At 55.3% G+C, this 19,053-nt stretch carries 18 protein-coding genes; 14 read left to right on the top strand and 4 right to left on the bottom strand.

Annotation, left to right across the window (positions count from 1 at the left end; translation table 11 throughout):
* Positions 1 to 180 precede the first annotated feature (180 nt).
* The 7 genes from AC2TAD_RS12085 to rpsD all read left to right on the top strand — a co-directional run bounded on the left by AC2TAD_RS12085 (position 181) and on the right by rpsD (position 6,991).
* Positions 181 to 1,275, top strand: a complete 1,095-nt coding sequence (locus AC2TAD_RS12085; RefSeq protein WP_170753444.1) for an aromatic ring-hydroxylating oxygenase subunit alpha — start codon at positions 181 to 183, stop codon at positions 1,273 to 1,275.
* A gap of 19 nt (positions 1,276 to 1,294) precedes the next feature.
* A complete protein-coding gene (gene gloA / locus AC2TAD_RS12080) occupies positions 1,295 to 1,729 on the top strand; it encodes a lactoylglutathione lyase (RefSeq protein WP_480867908.1) in 435 nt (144 codons plus the stop codon).
* A 4-nt stretch (positions 1,730 to 1,733) separates the two neighbouring features.
* Positions 1,734 to 2,132 carry a cupin domain-containing protein gene (locus AC2TAD_RS12075; RefSeq protein WP_170352301.1) on the top strand — a complete coding sequence of 133 codons (399 nt, stop codon included), beginning with the start codon at positions 1,734 to 1,736 and terminating at the stop codon, positions 2,130 to 2,132.
* Between the two features lie 102 nt (positions 2,133 to 2,234).
* Positions 2,235 to 3,674: a glutamine synthetase family protein gene (locus tag AC2TAD_RS12070; RefSeq protein WP_480867906.1), complete on the top strand. Its 1,440-nt coding sequence runs from the start codon at positions 2,235 to 2,237 to the stop codon at positions 3,672 to 3,674.
* A gap of 15 nt (positions 3,675 to 3,689) precedes the next feature.
* A complete protein-coding gene (locus tag AC2TAD_RS12065) occupies positions 3,690 to 4,706 on the top strand; it encodes an alpha/beta fold hydrolase (protein ID WP_480867905.1) in 1,017 nt (338 codons plus the stop codon).
* Positions 4,707 to 5,656: 950 nt separating this feature from the next.
* On the top strand, positions 5,657 to 6,151 hold the full coding sequence (locus AC2TAD_RS12060; protein ID WP_480867903.1) for a hypothetical protein: 495 nt from the start codon (positions 5,657 to 5,659) through the stop codon (positions 6,149 to 6,151).
* A gap of 219 nt (positions 6,152 to 6,370) precedes the next feature.
* Positions 6,371 to 6,991 carry a 30S ribosomal protein S4 gene (gene rpsD / locus AC2TAD_RS12055; RefSeq protein WP_170352305.1) on the top strand — a complete coding sequence of 207 codons (621 nt, stop codon included), beginning with the start codon at positions 6,371 to 6,373 and terminating at the stop codon, positions 6,989 to 6,991.
* An 88-nt stretch (positions 6,992 to 7,079) separates the two neighbouring features.
* Here the strand turns inward: rpsD and AC2TAD_RS12050 are convergent, their stop codons facing one another.
* Together AC2TAD_RS12050 and AC2TAD_RS12045 are read right to left on the bottom strand one after the other, a co-directional pair.
* A complete protein-coding gene (locus AC2TAD_RS12050) occupies positions 7,080 to 7,973 on the bottom strand; it encodes a hypothetical protein (protein WP_480867900.1) in 894 nt (297 codons plus the stop codon).
* 293 nt (positions 7,974 to 8,266) lie between these two features.
* Positions 8,267 to 8,728, bottom strand: coding sequence for an Lrp/AsnC family transcriptional regulator (locus tag AC2TAD_RS12045; protein ID WP_480867899.1), 462 nt, complete (start codon positions 8,726 to 8,728; stop codon positions 8,267 to 8,269).
* 102 nt (positions 8,729 to 8,830) lie between these two features.
* Here AC2TAD_RS12045 and AC2TAD_RS12040 point away from each other — a divergent pair, with 102 nt between their 5' ends.
* From AC2TAD_RS12040 to AC2TAD_RS12025, 4 genes are all read left to right on the top strand, one after another.
* A complete protein-coding gene (locus AC2TAD_RS12040; protein ID WP_480867897.1) occupies positions 8,831 to 10,246 on the top strand; it encodes an aminotransferase class V-fold PLP-dependent enzyme in 1,416 nt (471 codons plus the stop codon).
* 65 nt (positions 10,247 to 10,311) lie between these two features.
* The gene (gene hisC / locus AC2TAD_RS12035) at positions 10,312 to 11,397 is read left to right on the top strand and encodes a histidinol-phosphate transaminase (RefSeq protein WP_480867895.1); all 1,086 of its coding nucleotides are present in this window, start codon (positions 10,312 to 10,314) and stop codon (positions 11,395 to 11,397) included.
* Positions 11,394 to 12,314: a prephenate/arogenate dehydrogenase family protein gene (locus AC2TAD_RS12030; protein WP_480867893.1), complete on the top strand. Its 921-nt coding sequence runs from the start codon at positions 11,394 to 11,396 to the stop codon at positions 12,312 to 12,314. Before hisC ends, AC2TAD_RS12030 begins: the two co-directional genes overlap by 4 nt.
* A complete protein-coding gene (locus tag AC2TAD_RS12025) occupies positions 12,311 to 13,126 on the top strand; it encodes an extensin-like domain-containing protein (RefSeq protein ID WP_480867892.1) in 816 nt (271 codons plus the stop codon). Before AC2TAD_RS12030 ends, AC2TAD_RS12025 begins: the two co-directional genes overlap by 4 nt.
* 6 nt (positions 13,127 to 13,132) lie before the next feature.
* Here the strand turns inward: AC2TAD_RS12025 and AC2TAD_RS12020 are convergent, their stop codons facing one another.
* Together AC2TAD_RS12020 and AC2TAD_RS12015 are read right to left on the bottom strand one after the other, a co-directional pair.
* Positions 13,133 to 13,753: an FkbM family methyltransferase gene (locus tag AC2TAD_RS12020; RefSeq protein WP_480867890.1), complete on the bottom strand. Its 621-nt coding sequence runs from the start codon at positions 13,751 to 13,753 to the stop codon at positions 13,133 to 13,135.
* A 254-nt stretch (positions 13,754 to 14,007) separates the two neighbouring features.
* Positions 14,008 to 15,009 carry a DUF2125 domain-containing protein gene (locus AC2TAD_RS12015; RefSeq protein ID WP_480867888.1) on the bottom strand — a complete coding sequence of 334 codons (1,002 nt, stop codon included), beginning with the start codon at positions 15,007 to 15,009 and terminating at the stop codon, positions 14,008 to 14,010.
* A gap of 67 nt (positions 15,010 to 15,076) precedes the next feature.
* Between AC2TAD_RS12015 and AC2TAD_RS12010 the strand changes: the two genes are divergently transcribed.
* The 3 genes from AC2TAD_RS12010 to AC2TAD_RS12000 all read left to right on the top strand — a co-directional run bounded on the left by AC2TAD_RS12010 (position 15,077) and on the right by AC2TAD_RS12000 (position 18,539).
* Positions 15,077 to 15,607, top strand: a complete 531-nt coding sequence (locus tag AC2TAD_RS12010; protein ID WP_480867886.1) for a gamma-glutamylcyclotransferase — start codon at positions 15,077 to 15,079, stop codon at positions 15,605 to 15,607.
* Between the two features lie 70 nt (positions 15,608 to 15,677).
* Positions 15,678 to 16,856: a biopolymer transporter ExbB gene (locus AC2TAD_RS12005; RefSeq protein WP_170352315.1), complete on the top strand. Its 1,179-nt coding sequence runs from the start codon at positions 15,678 to 15,680 to the stop codon at positions 16,854 to 16,856.
* Between the two features lie 3 nt (positions 16,857 to 16,859).
* A complete protein-coding gene (locus tag AC2TAD_RS12000; RefSeq protein WP_480867884.1) occupies positions 16,860 to 18,539 on the top strand; it encodes a peptidoglycan -binding protein in 1,680 nt (559 codons plus the stop codon).
* Positions 18,540 to 19,053: the final 514 nt, after the last annotated feature.

Genomic DNA, 19,053 nt, shown 5'->3' with positions numbered 1-19,053 from the left:
TGCAAGTTAACGGCGAATATCGAAGCGCAGAGGTGTGAGTAGTGCGGTATTCGTAATTTCAAGCCCTGAGTCCGGCGCGGCAGGAGAGAGCCTGAAAATAGGCAGCCCGCGGGAAACAGTGAATTCATGCACACGCCGTTCGAAAAGTGGGTGCTGCTGTCAGTATCGAAAGGAGGACAAATGACAATAGCCGAGCAGAACACGCAGGCTGCTTTTGGTGGGCCTCGGCACGGCCTGACCGCCGACGCATACCGCAGCGAAGATTTCTGGCAGCGGGAATGCCAGACGGTTCTAGCCAAAAATTGGGTGTTTGTCGGGTTTGCTCATCAGATGAACAGCCCAGGTGATGTACTTCCTATCACTTGTGCCGACTTACCACTTCTGGCGGTACGCGGTCGTGACGATGACATACAGGTGTTTCACAATGTCTGCTTGCACCGCTGCATGACACTGGTCGACAAGCCCAAGAATGTCGGGAAGCTAATCCGCTGCCCGTATCATGCTTGGGCCTATGATCTGGATGGACGCCTGCGGGCCGCGCCACACTTTGCGGGCACCGGCAAGCAGGAGTTCGACGGTTTTGACATCAAAGAGCATCAATTAAAACGCGTGCGCACTTATGTCTGGCACGACTGGATATTCGTCAATCTGGATGGGAACGCTCCTGATTTCGAAGACTATGCCGCACCTCTGATCAACCAATTGGAAGGGATTGACTACAGCAAGTTGGAGCCTATTGGACTGCTCGATTTTGGTGAGATCGACACCAATTGGAAGCTTATAATGGAGAACTTTATCGAGCCCTACCACGTTCAGTTTGTTCATTCCTCAACTACCGATCAACCGTTGGAAAATCACTATACGATCATCGATGGCACCTGCATCGGTAGCGCGGTGGACCTTGAGGAAGAATTGGGCACATCGGACAGTTTGGGTGTTAGCTCAAGGTATCTGACTCTTTATCCCAACTTCATTTTGGGCCGCTATTTCCCAGATCAGCTGGGTGTCTATCTCAATGTGCCCGTCGGTCCAGGAAAGATGCGCCAATACCGAGCGCTTTACACTACGGAAGGCCAAGACTTGAGCGCCAAGGAAATAGAGGCCCTCAGGAACCTATGGTGGGATGTCCACAAAGAAGACCACGAGATGGTTGAACGCATGTTCGAGGGCCGAAAGTCCCCGGTGGCCAAGGATGGGGGCCTGTTGTCACCTGCCTGGGAGGACAGCGTGCGCGCCTTTCAGGATTTGATCGAGCGTGACGTGGCGGGCGCCTAAATAAGGAGGATCAAGACCAATGAGCAACTCTATATCCAAGGGGTTTCGTCTGGCCCATACGATGATGCGGGTCACAGACATGGAAAAGTCGCTGGACTTCTATTGCGGAATTCTGGGTATGGAGGTGCTGCGGCGTACCGATTATCCCGAAGGTAAATTCACCAACACGTTCATCGGTTACGGGCCGGAAGCCGAGTTTCCCACACTGGAGCTAACCGCCAATTGGGACCAGGACACGCCTTACGACAAGGGCAATGGCTGGGGCCATATCTGCATTGAAACTCCGGATGTTTACGCCGCCTGCGAGCAACTGTCAGCCGCTGGGGTAAACATCACTCGCCCGCCAGGGCCGATGAAGAGTGGCACGAGGGTTATCGCCTTCTGCGAAGATCCTGACGGTTACAAAGTCGAATTGAACGAATCCATACTGAAACACTTGGCGCAGGAAGGCTGACCAAATGGGTGATACACCTCAACTTTTCAAATTCGACCTGGTTCAGAAACGCTACGACGCGATGGGCGACAGCGATACATACATTAAACCGATGGTGACCAGCGAGTTCAGCAAGTCAATGTGCGGCGGCATCAACGTACTCAATAATATCAAGGTGCCTTGGGACTTGACATGTGACGAGATCATCTACTGCCTTGAGGGCACTTTTCGACTGGTCTGCGACGGTGAAAGCTATGTCTGCAACCGTGGTGACGTGCTGTTTGTCCCGAAAGACAACCACATCTCATACGAGTCGGATGGCAAATGCGTGATCTTCTATGCTGCTTATCCCCACAACTGGAAACAGCTTGCCGGGATTACACAAGTTCCGGGTATCGACCCAGACGATTTCGTCCCGGGTTAAGCGCCTTGTGCGTTGAACGACAGGATAAGCAAAACAAGCGCCAACACCGGGGGTCGCCGTTGGTGAATTAAGTCTGATTGCCATTCGATTGGAGGATGCCAAATGCCCAAGGACAATGCAAACGCCCGAATCTACTATGAGCCATTCCACGAGGCTGTTGAGCGGAACCGTCCACGTATCCCTGAAGTTCAGCAACGTTTGGAAAAGGCAGGCGTCAAGTATGTGATGGCTGCGTGGATCGATTTGCATGGTATTCCCAAAACCAAACCCGTCCCGATGAGTGATTTCGAACCCCTGTGTCTTGGGAAAGGGCCCCAATTTGCAGTGCATTCTATTTCTTACGTACCCGAACTCAGTCCCGCAGACAGCGATCAGGTGGTGGTGCCGGATCTCGATGCAGTCTACGTCTGTCCGTGGGACACATCGATGGCGATCATTTTCTCTGATCTGTATTGGGAAGATGCGCCTTACAATGTTTGCCCGCGTCAGGCTCTGAAGCGCGCCATGCAAGAAGCTGCGCTGGAGGGGTACACCGGTTATGCCGGGGTCGAACCTGAGTTTATCGTGATGAAGTACGACGACGCTGGCCACCCGGTAAAGGCCTTTGACGACGACCCTGCAATCGGTGTCCGACCACGCCGCCAGGCTTTTGGATATGACGTTGAATACTCGATCGACTCGATGGCGTTTCTGAAAGACATGATCGACATCATCGAAGGTCTGGGTTGGAACCTGCATGACGTGGTCGCAGAGGGTGCGTATTCACAGTTCGAACTGGATTTTCACTATACCAACATGCTGGAGATGTCCGATCGCCTGGCCTTTCTGCGGATCACTTTGAAAGAGGTGGCCAAAAAGCATGGGATGTTCGTGACCTTTATGCCGAAACCGACAGTGGGTGACTGGCGATCTGGTGCGCATATCAACATGTCAATGCAACATGACAGCCGCCCGGGTGAAAACATTTTTGAAACACCCGAAGGTGAATGGAGCGATGAAAGTCGTTGGGCCGTTGGCGGACTGATGCAGCATGCCGAAGCTATCACGGCTATCACTTGCCCAACCGTGAACTCCTATAACGGGTTGGTGCCTCGTGTTGGTGGGTTTGAAGGCGGCACGGTCACCTGGGCCCCGACGAATATTACTTATGGTTTCAACAATCGCTCGGCCCAGTTTCGCCTGCCGCAGAGCCGGCATTGTATCGAAAATCGCGCGTGCGACATGACCATGAATGTCTATCTGGCAATGGCGATGCACCTCGGTTGCGCTGTTATGGGGATCAAGCACAGGATCGACCCGGGCAAGCCGACAGATTTTGACCTTTATTCGAAAACTGAAAATGAGCTTTCCGAGCTGGGAATCCGCCGGTTGCCGCGTACTCTTTTCAATGCGATCGAGGCTTTGCGGCACGACACTATGGCGGAACATGTGATGGGTCCCGTGATGCGTAAATCCTACCTGGAATACAAGAATGATGAGTGGGAGCGTTATCATCAATCGGTCACCGACTGGGAAGTTCAGGAATACCTAAGGCTCTACTAAGTCGGGAAGCATGAGATGATACCCGAATTTCAGATTTATGAGTTGGGTGACCTTCCTCTTTTGTCGGGCGAAGTACTGAAAGAGGCCAAGCTCGCCTATCAAACTTATGGCACGGTGTCTGAGACTGGCGACAACGTCATCGTAATGCCGACCTTTTACACCGGTACAAATTCCCGAAACGAAGGTTTCTTTGGCCCAGGGCGGGCGATCGATCCTGCGCGGCATTTCATCATTAGCCCAAACCTGTTTGGAAATGGTCGTTCGTCGTCACCATCGAATGCGCCTGCGCAACAGAGCGGCCCTCGCTTTCCGCTGGTGCAGATGTGGGACAACATCGCTGCCCAACACCGATTGATCCGAGATCACCTTGGGATCGAAAAAATTGCTCTTGTCGCGGGTTGGTCAATGGCAGGTTGTCAGTCTTACCAGTGGGCGGCGCAATACCCAGATATGGTGCGGGCAATCCTTCCATTCTGTGCGTCGGCCAAAACCTCGCCTCATAATTTCGTCTTCCTCGAAGGTGTCAAGGCGGCCCTTTGCGCGGATCAAAATTGGAATGGCGGTAACTATGTCAATCCACCCGAAGCGGGGCTGAAGGCATTCGGTCGAGTCTATGCAGGATGGGCTTTTTCTCAGACCTTTTTTCGCGAAGGGCTTTATCGGCAACTTGGCTTTCAAACCATTGAGGAGTTGTTGCGGGATTGGGAGCTAGATCATGTACTTGGCTGGGACGCCAACGATCTGTTGGCCAAGCTGGCGACTTGGCAAGCTGGCGACGTCTCTATCGGACCGCTTTACAACGGGGATTACAAATTGGCATTGGGTGCCATCAAAGCTCGTGCCATTTTGATGCCTTGCACGCAGGATCTCTATTTCCCACCAGAGGACAATGAAATCGAGGCCAGCCTCATGCCGAATGCCATCTTCCGTCCCTACCATTCGCCTTGGGGCCATTGCGCTGCTAACCCAGGAAATGATGTGGGCTTCACAGCGCAGTTGGACGCCAACATTCGAGAATTGCTAGGCGAATAGAGCGCGCTGGCACCGGTTGTTCCAAAGGTTTGCGACACATCCCGGCAAAGCGCCAAAGGTTGGGATCGCTGCGATCCACAACAGAGATTCTTGTTTCTTTCAGTCGGTCTTCGGGTTTCAGCCCCAGTTCTACTGCGGTGCCGCACAACACTTGCAAGCTTGTTGAGGTTTTGGATTTCGTGTGCACAGGCATCGCATAGAAGACAACTACAGTAATCAGAAACCAAAACACAAATTTCAGGCATTGCACGTCCTCGCGGACCTAGGCGAAATATGACTGCAAATTCCAAACGGCTTGTGGGGGTGCAGAGCTTCCGCAAAAAACGGGCCGCAGAGTTGAATGGTAACACAGCTACATTGGGGCCGTGCAAGCTCAGGAAGCACTTTTCAACGGCTGAAAGCGGCCGAGGTAAGGGTGTCTTTGCCCGAATGATGGTAAGCTTTTTCGAATATCACTGTGCAAAGTGGACTGTTATTTTCAATTCTACCTACCTAAAGGCACAGCGACCAGCTTGAGCATCGAAAAGGGTGTATGCAGGCGGCTGATGATCAGACAAAAGGCGAAATGAATACTAAACTGAATGTTGTTGGCGACAGCTGGGGGCGACACCCGGCGCTTCCATTCTGTGCCTTCGTTGGCAAAACAATACGGTTTGCATCCAGCTACACTTAGGCGAGCAGCTTCTCCGCGAGGGTTAGTTGGAGAAACGAAGCCAAATCCCTGCTTCATTATAGCCAGATACTGAAGCGTTCTCGGGCGGCACACTTATGCTGGATTTGACAACAATTTACGGTTTGCCGGCGGGATAGTTTCTCTGCAGATCCGAAATTATGATTCTCAATAGCAACAACTTTATGAACGTTACATTAACGTCTCTTTTCTGCCCGATTTATGGCTGATAAGAACGTCCACGTGAGCAGTGATTTGTTTCTAAGTGCAGGCGGTAAAGATGAGAACCGGACAAAGCGGTCGTGTGGCCATTTCGTGGGCGCAAACAGAATTGGATGGTCTTGAAGGGGCGCCATTGTCGTTCATGGCTGTAGGGGCAGTGTGGTCGTGGCGGGGACATATTCTCTGCGTTGAAGATTCCACAGACACGGCGAAGGGCTTGCGTTCTCGGCTGCCGGATCACTTTATCTCTGAACAAGAGCTGGATGGTGACGCGTTAGGCGTAATTGTTCTGACAAATGGTGCGCAACAGTATTCAGCTTTATTGCACAGCGTCGGCACCCTGGGCGATCCGGTTCTTGTGTTCGAAAATGGATTGCCTACGCGTGAACAAGAATTCTGGGTCGACGAGGTGATCGAGATCAGAGTTGCCAATGATCATGCCACGGGTACAGCGGATACCGTTATTGCATTTCCGACGCGACCCAGCATGGCTTCTGACATTCACCCAGTCCCGCGTTTGCCAGCGGTGAATGCTGCTCAGGCAATGGACTGAGCGACATCGCAGTTTTTGCGTCCGAAAAATCACATCTTCTCATGCTCCACGTGTTGACTCTGCCTGAGCTGGGGATATAAGCGCGGCTTCATTGGTGTTGGTGGCCCCCGCAAGGGGATGCCTGTCATGGGGGAAACCTCAAGAGGACAACGCCCTTCATAGTAGGCGTCTGCTCCCTTCGCGGGGGAACGCCTTCGACCACAAAGAAGGAGATCAGCCGTGACGAAACGCACGTCTGCCAAGCACAAAATCGACCGCCGGATGGGCGAAAACATCTGGGGTCGTCCGAAATCCCCGGTTAACCGTCGTGAATACGGCCCCGGCCAGCACGGTCAGCGCCGGAAGGGCAAATTGTCGGACTTCGGTCTGCAGCTGCGCGCCAAGCAGAAACTGAAGGGCTACTACGGCGACCTGACCGAGAAGCAGTTCCGTCGTATCTACGCCGAAGCTGAGCGTGTTAAGGGCGACACCGGTGAAAACCTGATCGGCCTGCTCGAGCGCCGTCTGGACGCCGTTGTATACCGCGCCAAATTCGTGCCGACCGTGTTTGCCGCACGTCAGTTCGTGAACCACGGCCATGTCAAAGTGAACGGCAAGCGGGTCAACATCCCCAGCTACCGCGTCAAAGAAGGCGACGTGATCGAAGTGCGCGACAAGTCCAAACAACTGGCTGTTGTTCTGGAGGCTGTTGCACTGGCCGAGCGTGATGTGCCCGACTACATCGACGCCGACCATTCGAAAATGACCGCGACCTTCGTGCGCGCCCCGGGTCTGAGCGATGTGCCTTACCCGGTCATGATGGAACCGAACCTGGTCGTCGAATTCTACGCGAAGAACTAATCTTCGCCGATACAGTTAATAGAAAAGGCCGCGATCTCCGCGGCCTTTTTTGTTTCCTACACTGTTCTTGTTCAGAACGTGTCCGCTATCAAACGATGTGCATGAAGAAATCGGCAGCGGATACTTCGACGTCTGCTTTGGCAGAAGTGCCGGTGTCAAAAGTGTCATCGGTAATTACGTCGATGTATTCACCTTCACCTGGCCCGAACTCGCCCCCGTTGTTGCCCGCCTTGATTGTAAGGCCGAGTATGTCGCAATCACCAAAGTCGGTCTTGTCGAGATATTGCTCCAGCTCTGCGACAGTGATTTCGTTAACACCATCGCCAAAATCGTCGATCTTGAACTTGATGACGTCGCCCTCGCAATCGAGGTAAAGGACAATGTTAGAGATGTCCTTGTCGACAGTAATACACTGTTCGATCTCATACATCAGGTCGTCGACGGCACCGCTTTCGTCAAAAGTGACCACAAGCTGCGATACATCTTCGAACTCGCTAAGATCAACAGTGCCCACTTTACCGTCAGAGCCGTCGCCTTCGGCCACGATGACAATGACCCCAAGCGAGTTCCCCTCGCTATCAAAGGCTTCGAATTCCGCACCACCTTCGAACGCATCGACCAATGCGATACTGGTAAGGTTCACTGGTGTGTTGAAATCAAACGTCAGCGTTCCGCCGCCTGCTTCGTCGTCAGGATCCGAAGAATCCCCGTCTTCGGAAACGATCAAAAGATTCCCCTGAGAGACTGTCGCCAAATCAGTGTCTTCACCAGTTGGATTGGCGCTGTCAAAAATCATGGCTTCGTTTGAAATCCCTGACGGAGAGTTTGAAACACCCGTCACTGTGAAATCGGCAAAAACAAATTGATCTCCGGTATCACCAGCCATCAACGGGCCGTTGTCATCACTTTCAAAGTCGATTGTCCGGGTCTTGGTGGACGACGTGATCGTCGCCATAGAATTAGGGTTACTCTTCTTGGGCATGGCCCCCTCCACATTTAACCAAACAAAACCACACGCAGAAGCTAAAGGACAAAAAGGCAAACAGCCTTAATGTCCACCCACGCGCGGCATACGCCCAATAGGTTCTAGCCTTTAGGAAATCGCCCCCAATTCCCAGTGCGAATTCTCGCTTCTATCTTTTGGTCCTGAAACACCGGTATCATACACGAGTTTGTGACATTCTCAAGAAAATGGTTTTTTTACTTAATTTGACTGCATTTAATGCGTCGAGTCTGCCGTGAAATTCGCCTTTTTAAAGCGAATAGTCCGCTGCCCTAGATCGGTAACGGGCGTCCTTCGGCAATCGCTTCCATAGCGAAATAGGACGTAACACTATCCAGCTCGACCTTTTCGATCAGTCGCTGATAGACCTTGTCGTAGGACGCCATATCCTGGGTTACGACTTTCAGCTGATAGTCGTAGTCCCCTCCAATACGATGAAAATCTACAACTTCTGGAATTGTAAGTACGTGACTACGAAATGCTTGTAGCCAGTCTGCTGAATGATGCCGGGTGCGCAACATAACAAACACCACAAGGCTTAGGCCCAGTTTTTCTCGGGCGATCCGTGCTGTCGAGCCAATGATGACACCGCTTTCGTTCAACGCTTTCAAGCGCCGCCAACACGCGTTTTGGGACAGTCCGACGCGATCGGCCAGCTCTCGCTGGGACAGCGTGGCATCTTTCTGTAGTTCGCGTAGAATGCCTTCATCAATCTGATCTAAATTTTTCATCATTATTAATCATATGACACAATATAAGATGAATAAATCCAAAAATATGTGAAGTTTTTTGATCGAATACCAATCATATTGATGGCACAACAAGGAGCCTGATCTATGACCCTGTCCCGTTTCCGCTCGACCATCCAATCCGCCAACTGCATCTCGACCCTGCCAGGCGGATTGATTGGAGAGAACGTTATGATCCCGGGTCTGAACGGGGACGTGCCGCTTGTGTATGCGGACTATGTCGCGTCGGGCCGCGCATTGCGGCAAGTCGAGGATTTTGTGGCCGAGCATGTGTTGCCGTTTTATGCCAACAGTCACACCGAAGCCTCCTATTGTGGGTCTTACATGACCCGCCTGCGCCGCGAGGCGCGGGCCGAGATTGCCAGTGTCGTTGGTGCCAAGGAAGAGGATGCGGTGATCTTTACCGGATCCGGCGCCACCGCGGGCCTCAACCGGCTGGTCAGCCTGATGGGAGTGAACGAGGCAGACCGGCCGGTTGTGTTGTTGGGACCGTACGAGCATCACTCGAACATCCTGCCATGGCGCGAAAGCAAGGCGCGGGTGATTGAAATTCCCGAAGCGCCGGGCGGTGGTGTCGATCTGGAAGTGCTAGAGCGTATTCTGTACGACCATGCCGCGTCGGATCTGATCATTGGGTCGTTTTCGGCCGCCTCCAATGTAACAGGCATTATCACCGACCCTGATCCGGTGACACGGATTCTCAAAGCGCATGGCGCGCTTGCCGTATGGGACTACGCCGGAGGCGGACCCTATCTGCCGATAAGCATGGGGCAGGGCGATACGTGCAAGGATGCAATTGTGGTCTCTCCGCACAAGTTTCCGGGCGGGCCGGGGGCCTCGGGTGTGTTGGTTGTTAACCAGAATATGGTGACGCGCCGCAGTCCAAGTTGGCCGGGCGGTGGGACTGTCAGCTTTGTCTCGCCATGGCGGCATGACTACAGCACCGATCTTGCAACGCGAGAGGAGGCCGGAACGCCGAACGTCATTGGTGATATCCGCGCGGCTTTGGCCTTTATCGTCAAGGACGCGGTTGGAGAAGATGAGATCGCCGAGCGCGAGGCGCGCTATAACCGTATGGCGATCGCAGGTTGGGGGAATAATCCTAACCTGACGCTTCTGGGTTCCGAAAACGCGCACCGGTTGCCTATCTATTCATTCCTGGTGCGAGATAACGCGGGGAATCCGGTACACCAGCAACTCTTCACGCGTATGTTGAGTGATATCTATGGAATACAAGCGCGTGGTGGCTGCGCGTGTGCTGGGCCGTATGCGCACCGTCTTTTGGGAATCGACCAGTCGACTTCGGATGAGCTGCACGCGGCGTTGTCTGCTGGGGAAGAAATGAAAAAGCCTGGCTGGGTACGTCTGAATTTCTCGTATTTGATGAGCGAGGATACGGTTCGCTTCATCATCGACAGCGTCAATGATCTGTCGCGGCGCACGTCAGAGTTTGCCCCGTTCTACAGCGCCGACCCGGCGACTGCCCGCTTCAAAGCGGCGTGACGGAATTGCCGCTTTTCTCAACGCGTTGAGACAGGTATGAGAGGCTCCAATCAACGGAGCCTCTTATGACCAAGATTACCCCGCAACCCGGCATTATGGACATCGCGCTTTATCAGGGCGGTCAGTCGCATGTGGCGGGGGTTGCGCATGTGATCAAGCTTAGTTCCAACGAAAACCCCTTTGGTCCAAGTCCCAAGGCGATCGAAGCCGTGCGCGACAGTGCCGCCACCCTGCATCGCTATCCCAGTACGGATCACGCGCCTCTGCGCGAGGCAATCGGTGCGCGCTACGGGCTGGACCCGGCACGGATCATCTGCGGTGTGGGCAGCGACGAGGTGCTGCAATTCGTCGCCCAAGCCTATGCCGGGCCGGGGGATGAGGTCATCTATACCGAGCACGGGTTTTCCATGTATCCGATCATCGCGCGGATGGCTGGCGCGACACCTGTGATGGTTCCCGAAAAGGATCGCCATGTGGACGTGGACAACATCCTTGCCGCCGTGACCGGTCAGACACGGATCGTGTTCGTAACCAATCCGGGCAACCCGACCTCGACCATGATCCCTGAAAGTGACCTTGTGCGGTTGGCCGAGGCTCTGCCCGACAGTTGCCTGACGGTGATCGACGGGGCCTATGCCGAGTTTGTCGATGATTTTGATGGCGGGGCGTCCATCGTGGATCGGTTCGACAATGTGATCATGACTCGGACGTTCTCGAAAGTGTACGGTCTGGGTGGGATGCGCGTCGGCTGGGGCTATGCCGCGCAGTCGATCATTGATGTGCTCAACCGAGTGCGGCAGCCGTTTAACTTATCACTGACCGCTTTGGCGGCGGCCGAAGCTGCGGTTAAGGACGAAGAGTTCCTGTCTCACTGTCAGGCCGAAAACGCGCGCCTGCGGGTGTGGTTGTCCGACGAACTGGCCAAGATCGGCGTGCCTTCGGATGCGTCCTGCACCAATTTCATCCTCGCCCGGTTCACCGATCAGGCCGAGGCTGAGGCTTGCGATGACTATCTGAAAACCCAAGGTTTGATCGTGCGGCGTGTGGCGGGATACAACTTGCCAAATGCGCTGCGCATCACAGTCGGCGATGAAGACGCGTGTCGCCGGGTCGTTGAAGCTATCACCGCATTCAAAGAGGGCGCAGCATGAGCCAGGTTTACGATCGTGTTGCCTTGATCGGGTTGGGCCTGATTGCTTCATCCATGTTCTGGGCGATCAAACGCGCCGGGCTTGCTGGCGAAGTGACGGGGTATGCGCGGTCTGCCAAGACGCGCGAAATCGCGCGGAAGATCGGCCTGTGCGATCGGGTTTGCGATTCAGCGCAAGAGGCGGCCAAGGGCGCCGATCTTGTCGTTCTTTGTGTGCCGGTTGGTGCGATGGGGGCAGTTGCTGCAGACATCGTGCCTGTTCTGAAGCCGGGGGCGACCGTGTCGGATGTAGGCTCGGTGAAACGACATGTGATCGAGGCGGTATCGCCCCATATTCCTGATGGCGTGCATTTCATTCCTGCCCACCCGTTGGCCGGGACCGAGCATTCCGGGCCCGAATCCGGTTTTGCTGAACTGTTCGACAATCGTTGGAACCTGCTGGTGCCGGTCAAGGGGTCTGACCCTGACGCTGTGGCGCGGTTGCGCGCCTTGTGGGAGGGCATGGGCGCCAATGTCGATGAGATGGATGCCGATCACCACGATTTGGTGTTGGCGGTGACGTCTCATGCGCCGCACCTGATCGCTTATACTATGGTTGGTGTGGCCGATGATCTGCGTCGGGTGACGGATAGCGAGGTCATTAAGTACTCGGCCGCAGGTTTTCGGGATTTCACGCGCATCGCGGCCTCGGATCCGACCATGTGGCGCGACGTTTTTCTAACCAATAAAGACGCGACGCTGGAAATCCTTGGACGTTTTACCGAGGAGTTATTCGCCCTGCAACGCGCCATCCGAACCGGCGATGGAGAGCAGCTTTTCGACTATTTCACCCGCACTCGGGCGATCCGTCGTGGGATTATCGACGCTGGCCAGGATACTGATGCGCCGGACTTTGGGCGAGGAAAGACAACCTCATGACGCTTAAGGTATTGTGGATCGGATTGCTTGCGCTCAGCGCCACGAAGGCTTCTGCGGCGCCTTTGGATCAGTCCCTGGTCCCCCTTTCGCGCCCTGCAGAAAGTATTGTTTTAGCCTATGCGCAGCCGACCAGATTGCGCCCTGCCATGCGTCCGGAATCCGCTCAGGTTGTCGCTACCGCTGCGCGACCACTGGATTTGCCGTCGCTTGGACCGGATACATCGTTGATGCCTTACAAGCGGCCCAAGGCGGTCGAACAACAGGCGTTGTTCAAAAAGCGCAAGCTGCGCAAAGGCTCGGTCTGTGGTGATATTGCGATTCAGGGCAAGGCCGTTGGCAAGGTTCCGGGTAGGATCAAAGCCTGTGGGATCAAGGATGCCGTGCAAGTCACGTCGGTATCGGGGGTTGCGCTTAGCAGACCTTCTACGATGGATTGCGGCACGGCAATCGCTTTGAATGAATGGGTGGACAAATCCGTCAAGCCGACGTTCCGGCGCCGCGGACCCGTGGTCGAGCTGCAAGTTGCCGCGCACTACGCTTGCCGGACGCGGAACAATCGCACGGGTGCAAAAATCTCGGAACACGGCAAGGGGCGCGCGATTGATATCTCAGGTTTCAAGATGGCCGATGGTGAGGTGGTGACGGTTTTGAACGGATGGCGCAAGAACCCTTCAAAAAAGCAGTTGACCAAGATCTGGCGCAACGCGTGTGGGCCGTTTGGAACAGTGCTTGGTCCGAATTCGGATCGGTACCACCGCGACCATTTCCATCTGGACACGGCCCGGCACCGGCGTGGGCCTTACTGCCGCTGACCGAGCTTATTTTCTTTTGTCGAACGCCAGAAGGTCCGTCTGGCCCTGTATTGCGTCGAACGATTGCGCCGTTAGTGGTGTAGGTTGGCGGCCAAAATCGATGACGTGTTCATAGTGACTGAACAGAAGGTCACGCAGTTTTTTATTGTGAGCAGACGACTCTGAAGGGGTATATTCGAGGAACACTGCCGGGCGACAGGTTTGTAGCGTCTTCAATGCCCCTTCCAGCACTTCAAGCTCGTGCCCTTCGACATCAATCCATATCAAGGAAAGATCTTTGAAAGGCTCACTGTACTGTTCAAACAAGCGGTCAACCGTGGTGATATCAACTACTATCGCTTCATCGGAGTGATCGCCAATCCTTGATCCGCCCCTATTCATTTCGTTTGAAACGAAAGGCAATTGGCCGGAGGTGCTGGATGCACCCACTTGGAGATGCGTGACGCGGTCGCCCAGATTGTTGAGTTTTATGTTCCGCGTTAGCAGGTCATAGTTTTGTGGATCAGGCTCCAACGCAATGACATGCGTGCATTCAAGGTCACGGAAGAAATAGACAGTATGCGTTCCGATATTTGCGCCAATTTCCAGAACCGCACCAGCGCTCAGCGCAGCGCCTTCCTGTTTCAAGTAGTTTGAAAGCGCACTTAGAACCCCACGGCCGTATTCACCGCCTTAGGTGATCTGTTCTCCTATGACGTCATGTGGGTAGTAGATCAGGCAGTGATCCTGCATCTGGCGGAAAAAAAAACGACATCGTCTTTCCAGAGATCGCGCAAGATGGCGTTTCGAACCTTTTCAGCGCCCAGCGGGACAGTTTGTTGGACAACGCGGTTTTCAGACCCATATTCGACGCCCCTTGGACAGATTTAAAGCAGAAGTTGTTAGCGTAGGATCAAACGCGGTGCAGGCCCGATTGGCAAGGGGCCGAGCGCGACAAAGCCGTCGCGGAAATTAAGCTGCAAGTCCAGTGCGTTGGGGTTGCCGCCTAGGCCCGCCATGAAGTTTAAGGCACGGGTTACCGGATCAACCGCCTGATCGGGCAGGGCGCCTGCTGCATTGGCCATGGCAATCATATCGCGCCAGTTTTCTGCCTTGACCGCGATTTCGCCGGTGGGGATGCCTTGGGGGTCAACGTCCAACTCTCCGACAGCGAACAAGCGCAGCGCGCCCCATTTCATCTCGGCCAGACGGAGTTCAATGTTCACGGGTTGCGGCCTGCTCAGTTCCAGCGCGGACCGGTCCCAGGGTTTGTCGAATGTTGCACGCATGTCCAACTCGAGCGTTTCGAAGGTCTGCGGCAGTGTGGTGGCTGATCGCATTAGCGCGCGCAACTCATCCCCGGGCATGAAGGCATCAATGCGAGCGCTGATCATGTATGTTTCGGGCGTCTCAGTCTGCTCCATTACAAGCGCCAGGGTTTCGCCTCCGGCCAGAGCCTCGGAATTGTCGGCGACTGACCATGCTCCGGCTGTCAGCGCCATCTTTTCCAGGACCAGCGCAACACCGGGCTGAAGCTGTAGCTCAGCTTGCATATCAGCGGCTTGAATAGTCGATGTCTGATCAAAATAGGACAGCCGTTGCGGCGTGTCGGCAAAACGCAAAACCTGTCTGCCGGGCCAGATTGCGGGGCTTTGGAACTGAATCCAATCGGCGCTCCAGGCGGTGCCGTTGACCGGGTCGGCAAGCGCGGGACTGCTCAGGCGTGTTACGTGGTTCAACGGGTATCCGGCTGTTGTGACCTCAGCGAACTCGGCTTGCCAGCCCTGTTCTCGCTGCGTGTCGAACCAGGTCGTGATCGCGTTTCGCAAGCCGATGCCCGCGACGAACCAGTAAGCGCTCCAGATCACAGTTATGACAATGATGACTCGTATCAGCCCGCGCATGGCAGTTGGCCCTTTTTCCCACCTCAAATTTGATGTTTATAGGCGCAAACGGGCAAGGACCAGAGTTATGACGATGTGGGTTTTCGGATATGGGTCGCTGTTGTGGAATCCCGGCTTTCCTGTGGCCCGCAGTGAACGCGCGACTTTGATCGGCTACGCACGCTCATTTTGCATGAGTTCGATTCACCATCGCGGTACAGAGGATGAGCCGGGCCTTGTTCTGGCGCTGGATGAACAAGACGACGCACAGTGCAAAGGGTTGGCTCTTGCGGTCCAGCCGGGCCACGAAGATCGCACCTTACAAGAGCTGCGAGAGCGCGAGTTGATATCTTCCGCCTATGTCGAAAAGATGCTGGATGTGCATTTGGAAACCGGCGACACGGTCAATGCGGTCACTTACGTGATCGAAAAAGACCATGTGCAGTATTGCGGGGGAATGCCTTTGGAAGAGCAGGCCCAGATCATCGCACACGCCGTTGGTGGTCGGGGGCCAAACACTGAATACCTCTACAACACTGCCGAACATCTGGCCGAGATTGGCCTGCACGATGCCGATCTTGAGTGGTTGGCGCAACGCGTGCGTGACATTACCGCATAAACCCTTGGCGTAACCGGCGGATTTTCGCTAGATTTATCCTCAGAGCAGCTAAAGACCGGGAACCACGCGCATGGCGCAGGCACATCAAAGCGCGAGACCGCATTTCTCGCAACCCATTCGTCAGATCGTAACGATGTTGGTTGCGATTGCGCTGGCGGGTGGCGGAGTTTTTATGGCTCTGCCCTATGTTCTGCCTGTTTTCTACGCCAACCCTTACCTGAACGGGTTCATCCTGCTGGTATTTGGCATCGGCGTATTGGCCTGTTTTTATCAGGTGACACAGCTGATCGGCTCGGTTCGTTGGATCGAAGCCTTCGTCGGTGGCGTTGTACGCGAAGACGCTCGGACCCCGCAGCTCTTGGCCCCTCTGGCGTCGCTGCTGCGGGAACGTGGGGCGCGGTCTCAGATCAGCTCTAGCTCGACCCGGTCCATTCTGGATTCGGTAGCAGAACGGGTTGAGGAAGAACGCGAGATCACGCGTTACATCACCAATGTTCTGATTTATCTGGGCCTGCTGGGCACTTTCTTTGGTCTGGCGACAACTGTTCCGGCCATCGTTGACACGATCCGCAGCCTAAACCCCCAAGAAGGGGAAGAAGGGCTGGCTGTTTTCAACCGCCTTATGGTCGGGCTCGAGGCGCAGTTGCAGGGTATGGGTGTGGCCTTTGGGTCATCGCTTTTGGGTTTGGCCGGATCGTTGATCGTCGGCCTGCTTGAACTGTTTGCAGGTCACGGGCAAAGCCGGTTCTACCGCGAGTTGGAAGAGTGGCTGTCGTCAATCACACGAGTCGGGTTCGCTTCTGGTGATGAAGGTGGGGCTGAACTGGCGGTTCTTACTCCTGTACTGGATGCAATGTCGGAACAGATGAATGCGTTGCAGGATCTTTTCGAAGCGCAAGAGGCCGACCGCGCATCGGTGTCCGCCAACCTGAATCAGCTGGTCAGTTCGATAGGTGAAATGAACATGCGCCAGTCCGAGGCCGAAGGGGTCACAGCCGCGCTGGAACGCGTTGCTCTGGGACAGGATGCCTTGTTGGACCACATGCGCGAGCAAGGCACTGGCGATGGGATCGATGCCGAAAGCCGCATGCGCCTGCGGTCCATGGATGTTCAGTTGCTTCGTATTCTCGAAGAAATCTCGGCAGGTCGCCAGGAAAGCATGAGCGAACTGCGCAAAGATATTGAACTGTTGGTCAAGGCTTTGACCTTGCCACGGGGCGCCGTTCGCACCACTCCGGATGGAGAATAACCCATGGCCCTGTCTCGCCGCACAGGTCAACGGTTTCAGGGCTCTGTCTGGCCAGGCTTCGTGGACGCGATCACTGGGCTGTTGATGGTGCTGACCTTTGTCCTGACCATTTTCATGGTCGTGCAATTCGTTCTGCGCGAAACGATCTCGGGTCAGGAAGATGAGCTGTCTGCCTTGTCTGGCGAGGTTGCCGCGTTGGCCAACGCGCTGGGTTTGGAAGAGCGTGAGAACAGTCGGCTTGAGGCGCGGTTGGGAGCTTTGAATTCGACCTTGTCCCAAGTCGAAGGCGAACTTGTTGATGCTCAGTTGCGTCTAACTAATTTTGAAGATCAGGTCGCGGCGCTTCTTGCAGATCAGGAACGCGCGCGCGGGGCCATCGCGTCGCTGGAGTCGGAACGTGAGACCCTGTTGACCGAACAAGAAGCGTTGAACCTTGCCCTTGCCCAAAGCCGTTCGGAAATTGACGCACAGGCCGAGGCCGCGCGTCTGGCAGCCGCGCGCCGTGAGGCGCTTGAGGCACTTGTTGCTGATCTCGAACAAAGCGGCACGGCGCAAGAGGCATTGATTTCCGAGCTCGAAGAGCAGCTAAGCGCAGAAGAAACCGCCCGATTGGCCGAGGCAGCAGCGGCAGAAAACCTGCGAAACCGGCTTCAGGATGCGGATGCGGAACTGACGGCCATGACGCTTGCGCTAGAAGCGCAAAGGAAAGAGGCCGAGGATACGCTTACCCTTCTTGCGGCGGCGCAAGCCGCCAAGGCAGAGTTGGAGCGTCAGTTCGGCGAGTTGAATACTGAGGAGTTGCAAGCCCAGCTTGAAGCTGCCTTGGCTGCGCGCACGCAGGCCCAGACCGAAGCGCAGGAGCAGCGCACGCTAGCAGAGGAAAGAGCTGCGCTGCTGGCCGTCGCGCGCGAAGCGATCTCGGCAGAACAGGCGGTTTCCGCAAAAGCGCAGCGCCAAACCGCGCTGCTGAATCAGCAGATGGCCGCCCTCCGTAACCAGCTGGGCGGTTTGCAAGCCTTGCTGGACGACTACGAAGAGCGAAACGCTGCCGCCGACATCCGCATTCAGACGTTGGGGCAGGATCTGAACGCTGCACTTGCCCGTGCGGCCTCGGAAGAGCGGCGCCGCCGACTTCTGGAAGAGGCTGAGCGCGTCCGGTTGGAAGCCGAAGCCGAAAAGCTTTCGGGTCAGAACGAAGAACTGGCTGCTCAGGCTGAGGATTTGCAGCGCTATCGCTCGGAATTCTTCGGCCGACTCCGGGATGTTTTGGGGGATCAGGAGGGTGTTCGGATCGAAGGAGACCGCTTTGTGTTTTCCTCCGAGGTTTTGTTTGATACCGGCTCGGCCGTCCTGTCCCCCGCAGGCCAGCTAGAGGTCGCAAAGGTTGCCAACATCCTGCGGACCGTGGCGGCCGAGATCCCAGAAGGGCTGAACTGGGTTATCCGGGTCGATGGTCATACCGACAACGTCCCGCTGGCAGGATCAGGTCGTTATCGCGATAACTGGGAACTTAGCCAGGGCCGCGCGTTGTCGGTCGTGCTGTACATGGTCGAAGCGCTGGGTATCCCACCGAACCGCCTGGCGGCCAACGGGTTTGGTGAGTTTCAGCCTGTAAACCCGGCGGACACGCCAGAAGCCCGCGCCCAGAACCGCCGGATCGAGCTGAAACTGACCGAACGCTGATTGTGTATCTCTGATTTGAGACGGTCTGAACCTACGCTAAAATAGCGGCGTAGTCGCATGGAAAAGGCCACGCGCATCCCTATATATGTACCCTAGGTTGAACGGGTAGGGATCGTGAAAGCAGGCGTTTCGGAACTTCGCTATATTGTTGATAGCGCACTAAGGGCTCCTTACCGTCGTGTAACAAGGTGCGAAATGCGCTGTGGGGCCGCGGTTTGGCTCAAACGGATCGAGCGTTCAGGTCCACACCTTTGGGTTGTGAAAGGGTTGCCCGGGCAAGCTTTTGATAGGGATCGTCGATCGCATCGCTTCCTGCGCAGTTGCGGAGTTCCAGTTCCGGCGGTTCTTCTGGAAAGCGACAGCTATTTTGTAATCGAAGACGCAGGGCATAGTTTGAGTGCCTTATGCGGCGACCCGCTTGTAACCAAAGTGGAGAAATTGGCAGCCTGCAGTGCGGCCGGGCAAGCACTCGCGCGTTTGCATGCAGCGGATTTGGCGCATGGGCGCCCCGCAT

Source organism: Ruegeria sp. HKCCD7628 (assembly GCF_057221005.1).
This window is presented reverse-complemented; position numbering and strand designations above follow the sequence as displayed.